Genomic DNA, 19,534 nt, shown 5'->3' with positions numbered 1-19,534 from the left:
ACGGGTCGTCCACCGACGAGCGGGGACGACGAGGGCAGTGTGGCCGTCCTGCTCGTGGGCTCCATGCTGGCACTCCTGCCGGCCCTGCTCGTGTCGTGCGTCGCGCTCGCCGACCTGGCGCTCGCGCACGCCCGCGCGCAAACGGCTGCGGACGCCGCGGCGCTGGCCGCTGCGGGTGCCTCTCCGCTGGCAGGGGGAACGGGGGATGCCGAGGTGGCCGCGCGACGACTGGCGAGGGCCAACGGCGCCCGGTTGCGCGACCTCGATGCCGACCTGCTCTCGGCGACCGTCGTCGTCGCGGCCGAGCCGACCGCCGAGCTCACCCGACTCGTCACCCCGGAGGTGCGCTCGCGTGCCAGCGCCGAGCTCTCCCCGCCCGAGTCGACCCCGGATCCCCCCGCGGACGGGGGACCGGCCGCGGCGGCCGTCGGTCACGGCAGATCCCCAAGAGCCGCGTCTCGGGCGACGCCGGGAGTCATCCGGCGGACTCGCTCGGCTCGGCGAGCTCGTCCAGTACCGCCGAGAGCAGTCGCACCGCGCCGGCCTTGTCCAACGGCTCGTTGCCGTTGCCGCACTTCGGTGATTGCACACAGGAGGGACATCCCTCGGTGCACCCGCATCCCGCGACGGCGTCGCGGGTCGCGACCAAGTGCGTCACGCCCGCCCTGAACGCCCGGTCGGCGATCCCGGCGCCGCCGGGATAACCGTCGTAGACGAAGATCGTCGCCGCGCCCGTGTCGGGGTGCCAGGGCGTCGACAGACCGCCGACGTCCCAGCGGTCGCACATGGTGGTGAGCGGCAGTAGTCCGATCGCCGCGTGCTCGGCCGCGTGGGCGGCTCCCGCCACCGCGCGCTCGTTGTTGGGGAGCCCGGCCTCGGCGAGCACGTCGGCCGCAATCGTCAACCAGAATGCTCGGGTGTCCAGGCGCGAGCGCGGCAGGTCGAGGTCGACGACGCCCAGGGACTCGCCGGTGAACAGCCGCCGCCGCTCGTAGGCGAGCACCTGGGTCGTGACCTCGACGCGGCCACGCGCGAGGCCGCACCGCCCCCAAGCCTCCTCCTCGGCGACATCCGCGACGGTTACGTCGGTGTCGACACGAGGGTGGGTGGTCACGTCTCCGTCGTACGGCGAGACCGCCGCGATGCGGTCGTCGAGGTCGAGGTCGTCCACCGCGTACACCGCGCCCTGGTGCACGTACACCGCTCCCGGGTGCACCGTCCGGAACGCACGCGCCTCGTCGACGTCGCCGATCAACTCCCCCGTGGCCGCGTGCACGATGCGGAAGGGCTCGCCGCCGGCCGAGCGGATGGCGACGTTGCCCGCCGGCGACCCGCGTCCGGCCCAGTACCGCTTGTCGCCCCTGCGGCGCAGCCGCCCGGCCTCCTCCTCGGCGGCGAGCACCGCCCGTGCATCGGTCCCGAGCAGGCAGGCCTCCTCCTCGTCGGCCACCGGCAGCTCGAAGGCCGCGCATCGCACGTGCGGCGCGAGCACGTGCGGGTTCGACACATCGGCGGTGGCGGCCTCCAGCGGACGGCTCCAGAGATGCTCGGGGTGCCGCAGCAGGTACCGGTCGAGGGGATCGTCGTCGGCGACGAACACCACGACCGCCTCGCGGTCCCGGCGGCCGGCGCGACCGGCCTGCTGCCAGAGCGAAGCGGCGGTTCCGGGCCATCCCGCGATCACCACGGCATCGAGGTTGCCGACGTCCACGCCGAGTTCGAGCGCGTCGGTGGCCGCGACCCCCCGCAACGACCCGTCGGTCAGGCCCCGTTCCACGTGGCGCCGCTCCTCTGGCAGCAGCCCCGCTCGGTAGGCGAGGACGCGATCACCGACGCGTTCCCGGGCCGCAGCGGCCACCAGCTCGGCGGCCTTGCGCGACTTCACGAACGCCAGCGTGGCGGGGCCCGCTTGCACCATGCCGCTCAGCAGGTCCGAGGTTTCGGCGAGCGTCGACCGACGCGTGCCGGCGTCCGGGTCGGTCAGGGGTGGGTCCCAGAGCGACAAGGTCACTGCGGGACGCGGTGAGCCATCGACCGTGATCTCGTCGACGTCGAGCCCGGTGAGGTGGTGGGCGTGCTCGCCGGGGTTCGCGATGGTCGCGCTCGCGAACGCGAACGTGGGTGCGGCACCGTACCGCTCGGCCACGCGGCGCAGGCGGCGCAGGACGGCCGCGACATGGGCGCCGAAGACCCCGCGAGCGGTGTGCAACTCGTCGATCACGACGAATTCGAGCCGGTGGAGGAAGTCCGCCCAGCGGCGGTGATGGGGAAGCAGACCGGTGTGCAGCATGTCGGGGTTCGTGAGCACCACGTTCGCGGTACGTCGAACCGCGTCGCGTTCGTGGCGCGGCGTGTCCCCGTCGTAGGCCGCGGCGCGCACGTGGGGAAGCCGGAAGTCGCGCAGCGCGCGCAGCTGGTCGCGCGCCAGTGCTTTCGTCGGGGCGAGGTACAGCGCCGTCGCCCGATCGTCGCCCGTGAGCCGCTCGAGCAGCGGTAGCTGGTAGCAGAGGCTCTTGCCGCTGGCGGTCCCGGTCGCGACGACGGTGTGCCGCCCGGCCCGCAAACGGGCGTGCGCCTCCGCTTGGTGCGTGAACAGCTGCGCCACGTTCGCGTCGGCGAGGCGCTGCCTCAGAACGGGGGGAAGATCGTCCGGCAGGGGCACGGTCCGCGCGGGGCGGGCGGGCAGCCGGTGGCTCGCCGCGATCCGAGGCGCGATCGTGCGATCGGCGTCCGGAACCGGCGGATGGCGCTCGGTGAGGTCGCCCGCGATGGCGTCGAGGGCTCGGGCGGCGTCCACGTTCCCATCCTCGCACGCGGTTCCTTCGGTTCCCGCAGGTTTGCCGGGCGCGACAGTCGGGCACCAAAGGAGAGTGGCGCGGCATCCCCCAGCCGCCCCTGCAAGCGTCGAGCACACCCGGGTACCCGGACGGTTCCGGGTGCGAGAGCCGATCGTCCGGGCGAGGCGCGGACGAAGGAGCAGGTTCAGTGGAGCTGTCCCTCAATCATTACACCCAAGGCACGCGTACAGTCCTCGAGGTCGGCGGCGAGGTCGATGTCTACACCGCCCCGAAGCTGCGCGAGCAGCTCGTCGAGTTGGTGAGCGACGGCCATCACGACATCATCGTCGACATGACGAAGGTCGAGTTCCTCGACTCGACGGGGTTGGGCGTGCTCGTCGGAGGCCTCAAGCGGGTGCGCTCCCACGACGGGTCGCTCGCGCTCGTCTGCGACCAGGAGCGGATCCTCAAGATCTTTCGGATCACCGGGCTCACCAAGGTGTTCCCGATCCACGATTCACTCAGCGAGGCGCTGCAGGACGGGGAATGAACGAAGTCGAGCTACGCCTGCCGCCCGACGTCGCCTACGTCGGGATCGCACGCCTCGTCGTCACGGCCGCGGCTCGCCGCCACGGCCTCGACGATGCCCGCGCCGAGGATCTCAAGATCGCCGTGAGCGAGGCGACGACGAACGCGATCCTCGCCCACCAGCGGGTCGAGGAGGAGCAACCGATCGTGCTCGCCTTCGGTCCCGAGGCCGGACAATTCCAGGTGCTCATCCGCGACACGGGACCCGGGTTCGAGCCGCCGCCTCCCGACGACCCGGACACCCGTGACTGGACGCAGGAAGGTGGCCTCGGAGTCACCGTCATCCGGGGTCTCGCCGACGAGGTGATGTTCGTCCGTGAGCGGGGGACGTGTGTCGACATGAAGTTCTCGGTCGAACTGGACAACCACGACGGCGCGTCCGACGGGAACGGTTCTCCCGACGGGGACGGTTCCCCCGCCGGGTCCGCGTTCCCACGAGGCGACTCCAGCGGCTGACGCCGCGTCGACCGACTCGACGCTCGCGCGGTGTCGTCCGCTCGCTAGCCTGCCCGGTGGCGGCGACGTCGCTGACGAGCCGCTCACCCGCACGGGTGAACCGATGACCGCGGCCGGCTTTGGAGCGGGGGCAACGGGTGGACGCGCGCACACGCCACAGCATCGATGCCTACGACGCCGCGGCTCGTGCCTACCACGACCATTGGTGGGATCGCCGACCGCTCGACGCGGTGCGGCGGTTCGCCCGGTCGGCCGGCCGGGGCGCGATCGTTCTCGACGTCGCGAGTGGGCCCGCGCTCGACGTCCGTGGGCTCCGCGACGTCGGCCTCAGCGTCGTCGCTGGCGATCGGTCGATGGAAGCGATGCGCCTCGGCCTCCACTTGTTCCCCAAGCGACCCCTGGCCGTGTGGGACCTGCGGGCGCTGCCGTTCGCTGACGACACCTTCGGTGGCATCTGGGCGCACGCGGCACTGCAGCACCTGCCCCGCGGAGAGTTGCGTCGGGCCTTCGGCGAGTTGCGCCGGGTCCACGCGCGGGGACCGATCTTCGTGACCTTTCGCGAGGGTGACGGGGATCTCGAGCGCGTCGATGACCCCCCCGTGGGGGAGGTTTACGCCACGACGCTGCGGGAGGCCGAACTGAAGGCGCTGCTGATCGACCAGGGGTACCGGGACGTCGAGGTCGAGCGTCGCCCCGACCCGCTCGAGCGGCGCGAGGTCGCCTGGCTCCACGGTTGGGGGCTGTTCGGGGCCCCGGGCACGTGATCCCGTTGACCCCGTGATATGCGACGGCCCCGCCGGTAGCCGGCGGGGCCTCGTGACTGGGGCGGGCTCGGTTACGAGAAGATGCCGAAGTCCACGAACGCGGTCGCGAAGATCAAGGACACGATCGTCATGACCTTGATGAGGATGTTCATGGCTGGCCCGCTCGTGTCCTTGAACGGGTCGCCGACCGTGTCGCCCACGACCGCCGCGGCGTGGGTATCGGTGCCCTTGCCGCCGAAGTTGCCGGCCTCGATGTACTTCTTCGCGTTGTCCCACGCGCCACCCGCGTTCGCCATGTAGATGGCGATCGCGAAGCCGGTGACCAGGGCGCCGGCGAGGAAACCACCGAGGGCGTTCACGCTGATGAGCCCGATGATGATGGGGACGAAGACCGCGAGCGAGCCCGGCAGCACCATCTCCTTCAGCGCGCCCTGGGTCGAGATGTCGACGCAGCGGGCGTAGTCGGGCTTGGCCTGCACCTGCCCCTCGCGCAGCCCCGGGATCTCGTTGAACTGGCGGCGCACCTCGATGATCATCTTGTCGGCGGCCCGGCCGACGGCCTGCATCGTCAGGGCGGCGAACAGGAACGGCACCATCGCGCCGATGAACAGCCCGACGAACGCGTCGACCTGGCTGATGTCCATCATGATCTCGCCGCCCGCCGCGATGACGGCTTGCTCGAACGACCGGAACAGCGCCAGGGCGGTGACGGCCGCGGAGCCGATCGCGAAGCCCTTCGCCACCGCGGCCATCGTGTTGCCGAGCGAGTCGAGGCTGTCGGTGACCTCGCGGACCTCCGGGTCGAGGTGGGCCATCTCGGCGATGCCACCCGCGTTGTCGGCGATCGGACCGTAGGCGTCGGTCGACACCACCACGCCGAGCGTGGCGAGCATGCCGATCGCCGTGAGGGCGATGCCGTAGGTCCCGGCCTCGGGCACGTCCGGAGCGGCCCACTGGCCGGCGAAGAACGCGACACCGATGGCGGCCACGATCATGAGCACCGAACCGGCCACCGAGAGCTTGCCGGTGGCCACGCCCGCGACGATGTTGGTCGCGGTGCCCGTCTGGGAGGTCTTGGCGATGTCCTGGGTCGGCTTGTAGTGGTCGCTCGTGAAGTACTCGGCGAGGTGGCCGATGCCGAGCCCGACCAGCAGGCCCGCGACGACCGCGATCGGGAAGCCGAGCCAGTTCTCCACGTCCTCAACGCCGCTGAACAGCCACCACGCCAGCACGAAGGCGAGCACGACCGTGATCACGGCCGCGACCTTGGTGCCGCGGGTCAGCGCCTTGGAGAGCTCCTTGCTTTCGATGTCGGGCTTGGCCTTGACGGTGAACGCCCCCAGGATCGCGGCAAGCATCCCGAAGGCGGCGATCGCCAGCGGGAAGACCAGCGCCGGACCCTGGATCGCGAGGCCCGCGAAGGCGAAGCCCGCGAGCGCGATCGGGGCGATGATCGACCCGGCGTAGGACTCGAACAGGTCTGCGCCCATCCCGGCGACGTCCCCGACGTTGTCGCCGACGTTGTCCGCGATCGTCGCGGGGTTGCGGGGGTCGTCCTCGGGGATCCCGGCCTCGACCTTGCCGGAGAGGTCCGCGCCCATGTCGGCGGCCTTGGTGTAGATACCTCCACCGATACGGGCGAAGAGGGCGATCGAGCTCGCCCCGAGGGTGAACGCCGTGACGACCTGGAGCGAGTCCTCCACGGCGAGCCACTGGTGGAAGACGATGTAGGAGATCGCCACCCCCAGCAGGCTCAGCCCGGCGACCGAGAAGCCCATCACCGCGCCGCCGCGGAAGGCCAGCGGCAGCGCGAGCTGGGGCCCGGTCTTCGCGGCCTCCGCGGTGCGCGCGTTCGCCATCGTGGCCACGGTCATGCCGATGAACCCGGCCAGGCCCGAGGTCACCGCGCCCAGGATGTAGGCGATCGAACCCCAGGGGCGGCCCCAGGGCAGCGCGATGAAGATGATGATCGCGAGGACGACGACGAACACCGCGATCCAGGTGTACTCGCGGCGCAGAAACGCGCGCGCGCCCTTCTGGATGTCGCCCATCAGCTCGACCATCCGGTCGCTGCCGGGGTCGGCGCTGCGCACGATGCCGAAGAACACGTAGGCCAGCACGAGGCCAGCCAGCGCTGCGATCACAGCGAAGGTGGGGATCAGATCCTGAACACCGTCCATGTCGGCTCCAACTGAGGGTCGGGGCTAGGGGTCGGTACGGAGGTCACGTCCGTCGGGCCGCCGCGCGCCCTGCGCGAAACCGGTGTGTGTCGCGTGCAGGCGCAGCGAGGGTCTCCGTCGGGGTTGCGATACCCGCGCGAGGCGCGCAGTGTCCGCACCTGCGGGCTGGACCGCGATGCAGGATACCCAGGGCGGCCGGTCGCGGCCAACCGACGCCGACCGCCCGGTGCCGGCGGGGTGAACCCGACTGCTCCGTTCGGTCTCGGAAAGCGCGCGTCGACACCGTTCGTGCGGTACCGTCGCGGGGCCACCTCCCCCACCCTCGCCCGGTTATCGTGCGCCCGTCACGCGATCACGGTGCCGCTGTTCCCCGCGGACTACTCCGCTAGTACATTTCGCGAGGACCTTCCGCTAGGACATGGAGATCATGATGAGGCGACTGTTGCTCCTGTTGCTCGCCCTCGGCCTGGTTGTCGCCGCGTGTGCCGAGGAGGACGAGGACATCGCCGACGAGCCCGACGACGACGAGGAAGAGCCCGTCGACGACGAGGACGATGAGGACGACGAAGACGATGAGGACGACCCGGACGACGACGATCCCGAGGACGATGCTCCCGACGAGGACGAGGAGGACGCCGCCGCCGAGCCGGGGGAGGACTGGCCGGACGAGATCACGCTGACCCTCACGCCCTCGCAGGACGCGCAGGCGCTGATCGACGACGCCGAACCGCTGGCCGAAGCCCTCGAGGAGTCCCTGGGCATCGAGGTCGAGTCCCAGGTTCCGACCGACTACGCGGGCGTGATCGTCGCGCTGGGTTCGGGCGAGGCCGACGTCTCCGGCGGGCTCGGACCGGTGCAGATGACCCAGGCCGAGGACGACGCCGGCGCGAACCTGATCCTGCAGTCCGAGCGGTTCGGCGAGTACGTCTACGTCTCGCAGTGGTTCACCAACGACCCCGACACCTACTGCGAGGACGAGCCCGTCGACGTCCCGTACGAGGAGGACGGTGAGGAGTACTCGATGCTGTTCTGCAACGGGGTCGACGAGGCCGAGGACTCCGAGGCCGGGCCGATCGGAGAGGACGCGCTCGCGAACGCCGACGGCGCGACGATGGCCTACGTGGAGGAGGGCTCCACCTCGGGCTTCGTGTATCCGGCGCTGCAGCTGCTCGAGGCCGGCCTCGACCCGATGGAGGACGTCGAGCCGCTGTTCGCCGGCGGTCACGACAACGCCGTCACCGCCGTCTACGAGGGCGACGCCGACCTCGGCGTGTCCTACAACGACGCGCGGGAGGACGAGGTCGACGTCTTCGACGACGTCGGGGAGGAGACCGTGGTCTTCGCGTGGTCCGATCCGATCCCGAACGACGGGTTCGCGGTGAACAGCCAGCTGCCGGAGGATCTCCAGGACGCCATCACCCAGGCCCTCCTGGACTTCGCCGACGATCCGGACGGTCAGGAGACCCTCGACAATCTCTACAACATCGACGGGCTGACCGAGGTGGACGAGGAGGCGTTCGACGTCATCCGGGCGGCTCGCGAGGAGCTCGACGACATCATCGACGAGTAGCCGCGTACGAAGGCACCGGGGCGGACGGTACGATGCCGTCCGCCCCTGCTCGTCGCCGCTTGGCAGGTGGGAGCGAGATGATCACCTTCGACGACGCCACGGTCGTCTACCCCGGGGGCGTGCGGGCGCTCGACGGGCTCAGCCTGGAGATCCCCGAGGGTGAGTTCGTCGTCATCGTCGGCCTGTCCGGCGCCGGGAAGTCGACGATGATCCGCACCGTGAACGGCCTCGTCCCGGTCACAGGCGGCTCGGTCACGGTCGGTGACCGCCGCGTCGACCAACTGGGGCGCGCGGGCACCCGGCAGCTGCGGGCCGAGGTGGGGATGATCTTCCAGGCGTTCAACCTGGTGGAGCGCACTAGCGTGCTGAACAACGTCCTGATGGGGCGACTGCACCACGTGCCGCTCTGGCGCTCCACCCTGGGACTCTACGGCCGCGAGGACGTCGAGATCGCGATGCAGTCCCTGGAACTGGTCGAGATCGTCGAGAAGGCGTACGTGCGGGCGAGCAACCTCTCCGGGGGCCAGCAGCAGCGCGTCGGGATCGCCCGCGCACTCGCGCAGGAGCCGACGGTGCTGCTCGCCGACGAACCGGTCGCCTCGCTCGACCCGCCCACCTCGCACGTGGTGATGAAGTACCTCCAGGAGATCAACCGGCGGCTCGGCATCACCACGCTCGTCAACCTCCACTTCCTCGACCTCGCGCGCAAGTACGCCGACCGGCTGATCGGCCTGCGGGAGGGGCAACTCGTCTTCGACGGCCCGGGATCGGAGGCGACGGAGGAGGTCTTCGAGCAGATCTACGGGCGCAGCCTCACCGCTGACGACGTGCTCGAGGGCGGGGCTGCCCTGTGACCACCCCGGCCTCGTCGCAGCAGGCACCGGCGCGCGGGGCGCGGCCGCGCAAGCCCCCGCCCACACCGTTCGCGATCGGCGGGATGATCGGCCTCGTGGCCTTCACGCTCGTGACCGCGTGGGATTGGACCTTCGGGATCGGGTTCAACCCGCTCGAAATCCCCGGCGAGTTCCGTGACTCGAACCCGCAGATGGTCGAAGGGTTGTTCAACATCACGGACGCGGAGTGGCGCGCCGAGTACGCCGCGCGCCTGAGCGCGGCGTTCATCGACCCCGAGAGCCCGCTGCTCATCTCGTTCGACTCGCGCATCGGCCGGGGTCTGCTCGAGACCATCCACATCGCCGTCATCGCCACCATCCTCGGCAGCGCGATCTCTCTGCCGCTGTGCATCGCGAACTCGAAGGTCGGGGCGCCGAACCCCGTGGCGCGCGTGGTCATCAAACTCCTCAACAACGCGAACCGCGCGATCCCCGACATCATCTGGGCCTCGGTCTTCGTGGTCCTCGTCTCGGTCGGCGCACTGCCCGGCATCCTCGCCCTCACGATGTTCACCATCGGCGTGGTGGTGAAGCTCACCAGCGACACCGTCGACGGGATCGACATGGGGCCGGTGGAGGCCGCCCACGCCGTCGGTGCGAGCCACCCCAACGCGATGCGGGTCGCGGTGGTGCCGCAGGTCCTGCCCGCCTACGCGGCGTTCTCCCTCTACGCCTTCGAGTTGAACCTGCGTGGCGCCGTGATCCTCGGGTTCGTCGGCGCCGGTGGGATCGGGGAGGCCTTCAACTACTACTGGTCGCGTCTCGAGTTCGAGGGCGTCTCGGTCGTCGTGTTCGTGTTCCTCGTGGTCGTGATCGCGATCGAACGCATCTCGATCGGGGTGCGGAGGCGGCTCATATGAGCCGGACCGAGACGCCCGCGGAGCGCCACGTTCGCGAGTCGGTGCGGCCGGAGAAGCCCTTCGCGCGTTTCCGCTGGACCGTCACGGTCGTCGTGCTCGGGGTCTTCCTCTGGTCGACCCTCACCGTCGACGCGGCGTGGGGACGGCTGCTGCAGGCCCCCGAGCGGGCGTGGACGTTCCTCGTCCTCGTGATCGAGAACGCCTCGCTCGCCCCGCTGCTCATCGCGCTCGAAGACATGTGGATATCGGTCGCGATCGCGTGGATCGCGACGATCATCGGCGTCGTCCTGTCGTTCCCCCTGATCTTCCTCGCCGCGTACAACCTCGTGCCGCGGTGGATCGTGCAGCCGGTCCGCCAGGTACTGAACGTTTTCCGCGCGATCCCCGAGATCGCGCTGGCGATCGCCTTCGTGCCCTTCTTCGGCCTCGACCCGGTGACCGCCGCACTGGCGATGGGCATCAGTTCGATCGGCACCCTCGGCAAGCTCTCCGCCGAGATCGTCGAGGACATCGACCGCGGCCCGCTCGAGGCCGTGGAGGCCAGCGGGGGTGGCTGGCTCTCCAAGGTGCGCTGGGGCGTGTTGCCGCAGGCCATGCCGGAGATCGCGGCATTCTGGCTCTATCGTTTCGAGATCAACGTCAGGGTCTCGGCGGTCCTCGGCGTCATCGGCATGGGGGGGATCGGGACCTTCGTGCAGGAAGCCATGCGCTTCAACGACTACGAGCGCATCGGCCTCGGGTTGGTGGTCGTGGTCGTGGTGACGATCCTGATCGATACCGTCTCGTCAGCGCTGCGCCGGCGCCTCATCGCCGGGGTGCCGGTGTCGGTGGACGCCAAGCGTCAGCAGATCCCGGACGGGACGAGCTCACCGTGACGCCACCCGCGATCCAGCTCCGTGACCGTGGAGCCCGCGAGGCCGCCGAACAGCAGCTCAGCCCCATCGCGACCCGGTCGACCGAATCCCGCGGTCGCGTCGAGCCGGAGCCGCCGTGCCGCCTGCGCACCTCGTTCGAGCGCGACCGCGACCGGATCCTGCACTCCAAAGCGTTCCGGCGGCTCAAGCACAAGACCCAGGTGTTCATCAACCCCGAGGGCGACCACTACGTCACCCGGATGACCCACGCGCTGCAGGTCAGCCAGGTGGCGCGCGCGCTCGCGGCGGCGCTGTCACTCAACGAGCCGCTGACCGAGGCGATCGCGCTCGGGCACGACTGCGGGCATACACCCTTCGGGCACACCGGCGAGGACGCCCTGGATCAGCTGGTCGACGGCGGATGGCACCACGCGGCGCAGGGCGTGCGTATCTTCGAGCGTCTCGAACCGTGCAACCTCACCTGGGAGGTGCGGGACGGCATCCGCGGGCACACGTGGAAGATCGATCCCCCGCCCGCGACCCCGGAGGGCACCGTCGTGCGGTTCGCCGACCGCATCGCCTACCTGTCGCACGACGCGCTCGACGCGATGCGCGCAGGGCTCGTGGCACCGGAGAGGTTCCCCGACGATGTGCGCCGCTATCTGGGCCAGCCGGGCCGGGAGTGGATCGAACGGATGATCGACGCGGTCGTCGATCCCTCGGTTGCGGCGGGCGAGGTCACGATGGACCCCCGGCTGCTCGAGGTCATGGGGGAGCTGCGCGACTTCATGTTCCGCGAGGTGTACCTGTCGCCGGAGAACGAGGCCCACAAGAGCGCCGCCGTGCAGGTCATCCGCCAGCTCGTCGAGTACCACCTGGAGTACCCGCAGGAGGTGCCCGAGAGCTACCGTGACGCCGATGCCGACCTCACCACCCGGGTCGTCGACTACGTGGCGGGCATGACCGACCGCTACGCGCTCGCCCGACACGACGAGTTGTTCCGGCCCGTCCTCTTCGACGAGCCCCGCCGTACCCTCGGGTAGGGTGGACGATCGCGGTTCCACAACCCCGGTTGGCGGGCGACGGCGTCCAGGGGTAGTAGTGGGGTGCTGCCGAACGGCAGCGCTCGTGGCAGGCTCCCCGGTCGAGCAGGACGCCATCGCGGGGTGGCCGGCGTGCCGGCCGGTGCGGGCATGCTCGCGCTGTCCCGTCGAGCTGGGGGCCGTGTTCGGTCAGTGTGAAACCGGATCACGGTGGCACCCTGCGAGGGGTGGTCGGCAGCCGAGCCGGCGCCCGCACGATCCGGCCGCCGTCCCGGTATCGGTCCGCATCGGTACGAGAAGCCGCACGATCCGCGACTGCGGAAGGTACGCCGTGGCGAAGAACGTGGTCATCGTCGAGTCGCCGTCGAAGGCGAAGACGATCGAGAAGTACCTGGGCGACGACTACAAGGTCGTCGCCTCGTACGGTCACGTCCGCGACCTGCCACGCAGCGACTTCGCGGTCGACGTGAACGGCGGAGATGCGTCGTTGCGCTACGAGGTGCCCAAGTCCGCCGAGAAGGTGGTCGGTACCCTCAAGCGCGAGATCGACAAGGCCGACAACGTCTTCCTCGCCACCGACCTCGACCGCGAGGGCGAGGCGATCGCGTGGCACGTCGCCGAGCTCGCGGAGGTGTCGACCGACGCGGCGAACCGCGTGGTCTTCAGCGAGATCACTCGCGACGCGATTCTCGCCGCGTTCGAACAGCCGCGCGAGATCGACGAGGCGCTCGTCGATGCGCAGCAGGCCCGCCGCGCGGTCGACCGCATCGTCGGGTACCGGTTGTCGCCGACACTGTGGCGCAACGTTGCGAGCGGCATCTCGGCCGGTCGTGTCCAGTCTGTCGCGTTGCGGCTGATCTGTGACCGCGAGGACGAGATCCGCGCGTTCGTGCCCGAGGAGTACTGGACGCTCGAGGCCGACTTCGACGCGGATGGCGGCAACCGGGTGACGGCGAAGCTGCACACGCTCGACGGCCGCCGGGTCGTCGATCCCAAGACCCGCGACGAGCGGGAGGACAAGGGCACGTCGGACCGCGTGGTCGTGCTCGGCGACCAGGCGAGCGCCCGCGAGGTGGAGGCCCGCACGCGGGCGATCCCGTCGTGGACGGTGACCGGGACGACCCGTCGGGAGACCCGGCGCAACCCGCAGCCCCCCTTCATCACGTCGACCCTGCAGGGCGAGGCCTCCAGCAAGCTCGGTTTCACGGCGCAGAAGACGATGCGCGTGGCCCAGCAGCTCTACGAGGGCATCAACCTCGGTGACGAGACCGTCGGCCTCATCACCTACATGCGGACCGACTCGGTCAACCTCGCGGCCAGCGCCCTCGGCGAGATCGGGGAGCTCGTCCGGCGCGAGTACGGTGAGCGGTACGCGCTCGACCAGCCGCGCCGCTTCACCCGCAACGCGAAGGGCGCCCAGGAGGCCCACGAGGCCATCCGTCCGACCGGCATCGACCGTCGCCCGCGTGAGGTGGCCGGACGCCTGGACCGCGACCAGCTCGCTCTCTACGACCTGATCTGGAAGCGCACGGTCGCGACGCAGATGGCGCCGGCGGTGTTCGACAACCTGCGCGCCGACGTCGTCGACGCCGAACAGCCCGACCGCGGCCCCGCCTACCGGGCGACCGGGCAGGTGCTGAAGTTCGACGGGTTCCTGAAGGTCTACCGCGACGAGGACGACCCCACCGGTGGCGGGCAGCTGCCGGAGCTCGCCGACGACCAGGGGCTCGAGCTGGCCGAGGTGCGCAGCGAACAGCACGAGACGCAGCCACCGCCTCGCTACACCGAGCGGCGCCTCATCGAGGTGCTCGAGGAGGAGGGCATCGGTCGGCCGTCGACGTACGCGCAGATCATCCAGGTCCTCGTGCAGCGCGAGTACGTGCGCCTCGAGTCGCGCCGCTTCTTCCCGACACCACTCGGTGAGGTGGTCACGGCCTATCTGAAGCAGCACTTCAGCGAGGTCGTCGACGTCTCGTTCACCGCGCGGATGGAGGCCGAGCTCGACGAGGTCGCCCAAGGGCGCCGTCACATGGGCCCGATGGTCAGTGAGTTCCTCGGCGAGGTCGACGACTGGATCGCCGAGCGCAAGCCCGAGCGGCCCCGCATCCCGATCGACGGTGTGGAGTGCCCGACGTGCGGCGCCGGGATGGAGAAGGTCTTCAGCGGGAAGTCGCGACAGTGGTTCGCCTCGTGCAGCCGGTGGCCCGAGTGCGACGGCACCCTGCCACTCGACCAGTACGGCAACGTGACCAGCGTCGAGGAGCTCCAGCCCGACGAGTCCGTTCCGTGCCCCGAGTGCGGCAAGGGCACGATTCGCCGCGAGGGCCGGTTCGGGCCGTTCTACGGGTGTCAGGACTATCCGAAGTGCCGCGGCATCGTGAACGTCGAGCAGCGCATCGGCTTCTCGTGCCCGAAGTGCGAGCAGGGACAGCTGGTCCAGCGCATGAGCCGATACGGCAAGCCTTTCTACGGTTGCAACCGCTACCCGGACTGCGACTTCGCGCTGTGGACCGTTCCGCTCGCCCAGCCGTGCCCGCACTGCGGTGGGCCCATGAAGCCGCCGCGGCGCAACGCGAAGAACCCGACGGCCCAGTGCGCGAAGTGCGACGAGAAGGTGCCCGTCGATCCCGAACCCGAGCGGGTGACCACCGAGGAGTACGTGCCCGGCCGTCGTGAGACGGCGGCGTCCTGACCGCACCGTCGGGCCTCGTCCCCGATGGTCGCGCCGTCCGGCCTCGTCCCCGATGTCCACCGGCTCGCCCCGTTGCACGCGGGTGAGGTGGTCGTTCTGGCGCGAGATGTTGCGCGGGGATGAGGAGGTCGATCCGGTGCAGGTTGCACGCGGGTGAGGTGGTCGTTCTGGCGCGAGATGTTGCGCGGGGATGAGGAGGTCGATCCGGTGCAGTGCGAAGCGTGCGGGGAACGCCCGCCGAGCGCTGGTTAGGTCGCGCTCGCGGGTCGGCGCGCGACGGCGAGTAACCCCGTACCGGGCCCTTCCGGCTGATCGTAGGCGCGAACGGCGCCGATCCGTTGCGTGCCCGGCGCGCCCGCGCTCGGCCGCCGCCTGCCCGCGGCGGCGCCGAGCCGCACGACCGCGCGTTCCACCGCTGACGGCGAGATCGCCCGCACGGCGCCCCAGACGCGATTGGCGAGCGGTTCCCCGACCCGACGTAGCGGCCCGATCCGGAACACCGGTCCGTCGAGACGCCACACCTGGAGTGGCCACCCGCCCGTGGCGCCGATGAGGAGGCGCCGCAGACCCTCATGGTCGAGCGGGCCGATGTGGGGCGCGTACCCCGACCAGCGCCCGAGGTAGCCGGTCTCGTCCGGGGTCGAGCAGACCAGCAGGCCCCCGGGACGGACGAGGCGGGCGAGGTCACGGACGAAGGCCGGCTGCTCGTGCGGCGGGATGTGCTCCACGACCTCCATGGCCGTCACGAGGTCGCTGCTCGCGGTCGCCAACGCGTCGGTCGCGGGGAGCAGGCCGGCATCGGGGAAGGCGCGACTCGCGACGACGCGGACGGGGTCGTCGGGCTCGACGAGCGTGAGGTCCGCGCCGAGGCGCCCTGCCGCCCAGTGCGCGAACGCTCCCGTGCCGCCCCCCACGTCGACGACGTCGCGACAGGGCCGCCGTGACGCGAGGTCCACCGCCGCCAGGTAGTTGGACAGGTGGCGGGCCAGGAGGCGAGTGTCGCCGTGCGTCGACGGATCGCCGCCGTCCTCGTTGGTGGTGCCCTCGAGGCCCCGGCGGGCGGCCGCGACGGTCTCGAGGGTGGGCGTCACCTCTTCGAGCGCGGTGGGAAGTCCGCGCAGATCGGGTGGCGCCGTATCGGGCAGACCCGGGTGCGAGATAGGCGACCGCATGCGGGCACGGTATCGTGCGCGCCGCGCGCGAGCGCGCCGACGGTCTCGACCTCCCGACCCACCTCGTGGGTGCTGGCCGGCGCGGCGCGTCCCGTGGGTCGGTCATCGATCCGCATCGGTACGCTTGCCCGGAGCGCGAAGGCCGCGCGGTCGCAAGGGGGCTGTCATCACCCGGGAGTCGGACGCGAGTGGCGCGGCACTGGGTCCCATCGTGACCAGCGGCGCCTCCAGGTCGGCGTACCGCCACCTCCTCCGCAACCGGAACTACCGCGTGTGGTTCTCGTCGGCCCTGCTCTCGGGTCTGGGCGACTGGATCGGGCTGGTGGCGCTGCAAACCCTCGTCGCGGGCCTCTTCGCGGACGCGGGGGAGGCCCGCCTGCAGCTGTTCGCCCTGAGCGGGATCATGATGGCGCGGCTGCTGCCGAGTCTGTTGGTCGGCCCGGTCGCCGGGGTCTTCGCCGATCGCTACGACCGCAAGCGGCTCATGGTGTTCACCCACCTCGGCCGCGGCACCATCTTCGTGCTCATTGCGTTCAGCGGTGATCTGATCGCGCTGTTCACGCTGACCCTGCTGGTCGAGTTCCTGTCGCTGCTCTTCCTGTCCGCCAAGGACGCCTCCCTGCCCACGATCGTCGACCGACGGCACCTCAAGGAGGCGAACCAGCTCAATCTCCTGGTGACCTACGGGACACTGCCGGCCGGGGCGTCGGTCGCGACCGTGATGATCTGGTTCGCCGGGCTCCTCGAGGTGATCGGGCTCGAGGACGCGGACCCGGTGATCATCGCGTTGCTGCTGAACGCGACGACGTTCCTGCTCGCCGGGACGCTCCTCAGCCGACTCCACCTGCCGCGGCAGGAGCGTCGCGCCGCCCCCGAGGAGCGCGCGGGCCTCGTCGCCGAGCTCCGTGAGGGGCTGCGCTTCATCCGGGAGCTGCCGGTGATCCGGGCGCTCATCACCGGCGTGGTGGGCGTCGCGTTCGGTGCGGGGGCCTTCGTGTCGCTCGGCCCGGCGTTCGTGACGCAGACGCTCGAGCGGGTGGAGGCCGACTGGTTCATCCTGATGACCTCGCTCGGCATCGGACTCGTCGTCGGCATCGGGTTGGCGCCGGCCATCACCAAGCGGCTCTCCAGCGAGCGCGCGTTCGCGATGGGGCTCGTGCTGGTCCCGATCGCCGCGCTCGTGACCGCCACCCAGTCGAACTTCACGATCGTCCTGGGCGGGGGCGCGGTGCTCGGCAGCATGGTGGGCTTCAGCTTCGTGCTCGGCTACACCCTGCTGCACACCCACACGCCGGACGACCTGCGCGGCAAGACGTTCGCGGCGTTCTACACGGGGACGCGTCTCGCGATGTTCGCGGCCCTTGCCGCCGCGCCGCTCGTCGCCGCGGTGATGGTTCGCGGCACGCTGATCCTCGGCGAGGTGCTGATCACGTGGTCGGGGATCCGCATCACGATGACCCTCGCGGCGTTGGTGGCCCTGGTGAGCGCGGCGCTGGCCGGTCGATCGCTCTGGCGGGCCGCGAGCCCCGTCCGCCGCCCGATCGAGCTGCTCGGCCGCTCCGAGGTGCGGACCGACGGGGTGTTCGTCGCCTTCGAGGGTGTCGAGGGCTCGGGCAAGTCCACCCAGGTGCGCACGCTCGCGGAGCGGTTGCGCGCCGAGGGGCACGACGTGCTCGTGACCCGGGAGCCCGGTGGTTCCCCGGTCGCCGAACGGGTGCGCGAGGTGTTGCTCGACCCCGAGAGCGAGGCGATGGACGACCGGACCGAGGCGCTGCTGTACGCCGGCGCGCGGGCCGAGCACGTGCGGAAGGTCATCCGTCCGGCGCTCGACGAGGGGAAGGTGGTGATCTGCGACCGGTTCATCGACAGCTCGCTCGTCTACCAGGGCATCGCGCGCGGTCTGGGTGAGGACGACGTGGCCGAGATCAACCGGTGGGCGATCGAGGGCCTCGTTCCGGACGCGGTCGTCCTGTTGCGGCTCGACCCGGCCGAGGGATTGGCCCGGGCCCATGCGCGCCGCGTCGAGCTCGAGGGCACCGGGAGCTCGGCCGACCGGTTGGAGCAGGAGCGCCTCGACTTCCATCGAACGGTGGCGAGCGGCTACCTGCGCCTCGCGAAGGTGCACAACCGGCGCTTCGTGGTGATCGACGCCAGCTCGCCACACGAGGTCGTGGCCCGTCAGGTCCGCACTGGGCTGCACCGGTGGCTGCCGCTGCCGGAACTCGACGAGACAACGGACGTGGCCGGTGAGCACGTTCCGGACAGCGCGCCGTCTGCCGCGGCAGGCGCGCACGATGAAGGCAACAGCGCGGTGGAGCAGGAGCGCAGTGCCATCAACGCCGATGATCGCGTCCCCCCGCACGACGAGGAGCCCGCCGCCACCGACGAGAGGCGTCCATGACCTGCAACGAAACGCTGTTGCCCAGCGAGGACGACCCCTGGGTGATCCCCGGCCAGGACCGGGCCGCCGGCGTGCTCCGCGAAGCCGCGAAGCAGCGAGAGCCGGGACACGCCTGGGCGTTCGTGGGGCCCCGCGGGGTCGGCCAGGACACCGCGGTGCGCGCCCTGACGGCCACACTGGTGTGCGCGTCGGACGCAGCTCCGTGCGGCGCCTGCCCCGGGTGCGATCAGGCATTGCGGGGCGTGCATGCCGCGCTGCAGGAGTTCCCTCCGACGGGATCGGCGCACCGGGTCGACGACGTGCGCGAGCGCTGGCTCCCCGCGGCCTTCCGCAGCTCGGCGGACTGGAAGGTGCTGCGTATCCCCGACGCCGACCGCATGACCGATGCGGCGGCGAACGCGTTCCTCAAAGGGCTCGAGGAGCCGCCGCCGCGCACACTGTGGCTGCTGGAGATCACGGACCCTCAGGCGCTGCCGGACACGGTCCTCTCGCGCTGCCGGACGTTGCGCTTCGTGCCCCTGGGGGTTGCCACGCTCGAGGCCGAGGCCGCCCGCGTCGGGCTTGCAGATCCGACCGACGCGGCGCTCGCGGCCCGTGTCTGCCTGGGTGAGCCGGCCCGACTGGGATCGCTCGCGACGACGGGACTCGAGCCCGTGCGTCGCCACCGCGCGTTGCTCGCTCGGTTGCGCGAGCACGGCGCGGGGCAGGCGCTCGTCGCGGCCAAGGAGATCACCGATGAGCTCGGGCAGGCCGAGAAGGTCGCTGACGACGAGTACGACGAGGCACTCGAGGCGCTGCGCACCGCCCACGGGGAATCGCCGCCCCGCTCCCTCGAGCGCGCCCTGACCGAACGGCGTGACCGGCGCCGTCGGGAACTGCGCACCTCCGCCGCCGAGGCGGCGCTCGACGACCTCGCCGCGTGGTACCGCGACGTGTTGCTGGTACAGACGGGGGGTGATCCCTCGCAGGCCGTGCACGCCGACGCGGTCGCCGAGCTCCGCGAGGATGCGGATGCCCTCGCGCCCGCCGGGGCGCTCGAGAGCCTCGAAGCGGTGCTGGCCACGCGCGATCGGTTGGAGACCGCGATCACGCCGAGGCTCGCCCTCGAGGCGCTCTTCCTGGACGTCGCAGCGCTGATGCTCACCCACCGAATCGGGCCACCGACCGCAGGGCGGTGAGGCGGGGTATCGCCCCGCCGCGCGACCGAGGGGTTGGGAGGGTGCCGCGCGGCGGGGCTGGGCCGCTGCCCGCCGGGAATGCCACGCCATCCCCGGCGCGGCGGGC

General features: G+C 71.0%; 14 protein-coding genes. 11 read left to right on the top strand and 3 right to left on the bottom strand.

Going from position 1 to position 19,534, the window contains the following annotated elements:
- Window positions 1–475: 475 nt before the first annotated feature.
- Window positions 476–2,797 (bottom strand): DEAD/DEAH box helicase, encoded by a 2,322-nt coding sequence (locus tag ER308_RS07060; RefSeq protein ID WP_165491882.1) that lies wholly within the window; start codon window positions 2,795–2,797, stop codon window positions 476–478.
- A 188-nt stretch (window positions 2,798–2,985) separates the two neighbouring features.
- On the opposite strand from ER308_RS07060, the gene ER308_RS07055 reads away from it, so the two are divergent.
- The 3 genes from ER308_RS07055 (at window position 2,986) to ER308_RS07045 (ending at window position 4,585) form a co-directional block, all read left to right on the top strand.
- Window positions 2,986–3,327, top strand: a complete 342-nt coding sequence (locus tag ER308_RS07055; protein WP_131154322.1) for an STAS domain-containing protein — start codon at window positions 2,986–2,988, stop codon at window positions 3,325–3,327.
- Window positions 3,324–3,821 carry an ATP-binding protein gene (locus ER308_RS07050; protein ID WP_131154321.1) on the top strand — a complete coding sequence of 166 codons (498 nt, stop codon included), beginning with the start codon at window positions 3,324–3,326 and terminating at the stop codon, window positions 3,819–3,821. The genes ER308_RS07055 and ER308_RS07050 overlap by 4 nt, the downstream gene beginning before the upstream one ends.
- 137 nt (window positions 3,822–3,958) lie before the next feature.
- On the top strand, window positions 3,959–4,585 hold the full coding sequence (locus tag ER308_RS07045; RefSeq protein WP_165491881.1) for a class I SAM-dependent methyltransferase: 627 nt from the start codon (window positions 3,959–3,961) through the stop codon (window positions 4,583–4,585).
- Window positions 4,586–4,656: 71 nt separating this feature from the next.
- Here ER308_RS07045 and ER308_RS07040 read toward each other — a convergent pair whose 3' ends face one another.
- Entirely contained in the window at window positions 4,657–6,765 is a 2,109-nt protein-coding gene (locus tag ER308_RS07040; protein ID WP_131154319.1) for a sodium-translocating pyrophosphatase, read from the bottom strand.
- Window positions 6,766–7,183: 418 nt separating this feature from the next.
- Between ER308_RS07040 and ER308_RS07035 the strand changes: the two genes are divergently transcribed.
- From ER308_RS07035 to topA, 6 genes are all read left to right on the top strand, one after another.
- Entirely contained in the window at window positions 7,184–8,335 is a 1,152-nt protein-coding gene (locus ER308_RS07035; RefSeq protein ID WP_131154318.1) for a phosphate/phosphite/phosphonate ABC transporter substrate-binding protein, read from the top strand.
- A 77-nt stretch (window positions 8,336–8,412) separates the two neighbouring features.
- A complete protein-coding gene (gene phnC, locus ER308_RS07030; protein ID WP_131154317.1) occupies window positions 8,413–9,189 on the top strand; it encodes a phosphonate ABC transporter ATP-binding protein in 777 nt (258 codons plus the stop codon).
- Complete coding sequence (locus ER308_RS07025) at window positions 9,186–10,088, top strand: PhnE/PtxC family ABC transporter permease (protein WP_131154316.1); 903 nt, start codon at window positions 9,186–9,188, stop codon at window positions 10,086–10,088. Before phnC ends, ER308_RS07025 begins: the two co-directional genes overlap by 4 nt.
- Complete coding sequence (gene phnE / locus ER308_RS07020; RefSeq protein WP_131154315.1) at window positions 10,085–10,963, top strand: phosphonate ABC transporter, permease protein PhnE; 879 nt, start codon at window positions 10,085–10,087, stop codon at window positions 10,961–10,963. Before ER308_RS07025 ends, phnE begins: the two co-directional genes overlap by 4 nt.
- A complete protein-coding gene (locus tag ER308_RS07015) occupies window positions 10,960–11,985 on the top strand; it encodes a deoxyguanosinetriphosphate triphosphohydrolase (RefSeq protein ID WP_131154314.1) in 1,026 nt (341 codons plus the stop codon). Before phnE ends, ER308_RS07015 begins: the two co-directional genes overlap by 4 nt.
- 85 nt (window positions 11,986–12,070) lie before the next feature.
- Complete coding sequence (gene topA, locus ER308_RS07010) at window positions 12,071–14,677, top strand: type I DNA topoisomerase (protein WP_165491880.1); 2,607 nt, start codon at window positions 12,071–12,073, stop codon at window positions 14,675–14,677.
- A gap of 248 nt (window positions 14,678–14,925) precedes the next feature.
- Here the strand turns inward: topA and ER308_RS07005 are convergent, their stop codons facing one another.
- Complete coding sequence (locus ER308_RS07005; protein ID WP_131154312.1) at window positions 14,926–15,849, bottom strand: class I SAM-dependent methyltransferase; 924 nt, start codon at window positions 15,847–15,849, stop codon at window positions 14,926–14,928.
- A 211-nt stretch (window positions 15,850–16,060) separates the two neighbouring features.
- Between ER308_RS07005 and tmk the strand changes: the two genes are divergently transcribed.
- Window positions 16,061–18,250, top strand: coding sequence for a dTMP kinase (tmk, locus tag ER308_RS07000; RefSeq protein WP_165491879.1), 2,190 nt, complete (start codon window positions 16,061–16,063; stop codon window positions 18,248–18,250).
- Window positions 18,247–19,428 (top strand): DNA polymerase III subunit, encoded by a 1,182-nt coding sequence (locus ER308_RS06995; RefSeq protein WP_131154310.1) that lies wholly within the window; start codon window positions 18,247–18,249, stop codon window positions 19,426–19,428. The genes tmk and ER308_RS06995 overlap by 4 nt, the downstream gene beginning before the upstream one ends.
- Window positions 19,429–19,534 lie beyond the last annotated feature (106 nt).

It is taken from the genome of Egibacter rhizosphaerae, assembly GCF_004322855.1.
Lineage (GTDB): Bacteria > Actinomycetota > Nitriliruptoria > Euzebyales > Egibacteraceae > Egibacter > Egibacter rhizosphaerae.
Note: the sequence above shows the minus strand (reverse complement) of the source record. Positions and strands in the feature narration are given on the sequence as shown.

Coding starts and splice junctions, on each gene's coding strand:
- ER308_RS07035 (WP_131154318.1), top strand. CDS start 7,184: ATGGAGATCATGATGAGGCGACTGTTGCTCCTGTTGCTCGCCCTCGGC.
- ER308_RS07040 (WP_131154319.1), bottom strand. CDS start 6,765: ATGGACGGTGTTCAGGATCTGATCCCCACCTTCGCTGTGATCGCAGCG.
- phnE (WP_131154315.1), top strand. CDS start 10,085: ATGAGCCGGACCGAGACGCCCGCGGAGCGCCACGTTCGCGAGTCGGTG.
- phnC (WP_131154317.1), top strand. CDS start 8,413: ATGATCACCTTCGACGACGCCACGGTCGTCTACCCCGGGGGCGTGCGG.
- ER308_RS06995 (WP_131154310.1), top strand. CDS start 18,247: ATGACCTGCAACGAAACGCTGTTGCCCAGCGAGGACGACCCCTGGGTG.
- ER308_RS07005 (WP_131154312.1), bottom strand. CDS start 15,849: ATGCGGTCGCCTATCTCGCACCCGGGTCTGCCCGATACGGCGCCACCC.
- ER308_RS07050 (WP_131154321.1), top strand. CDS start 3,324: ATGAACGAAGTCGAGCTACGCCTGCCGCCCGACGTCGCCTACGTCGGG.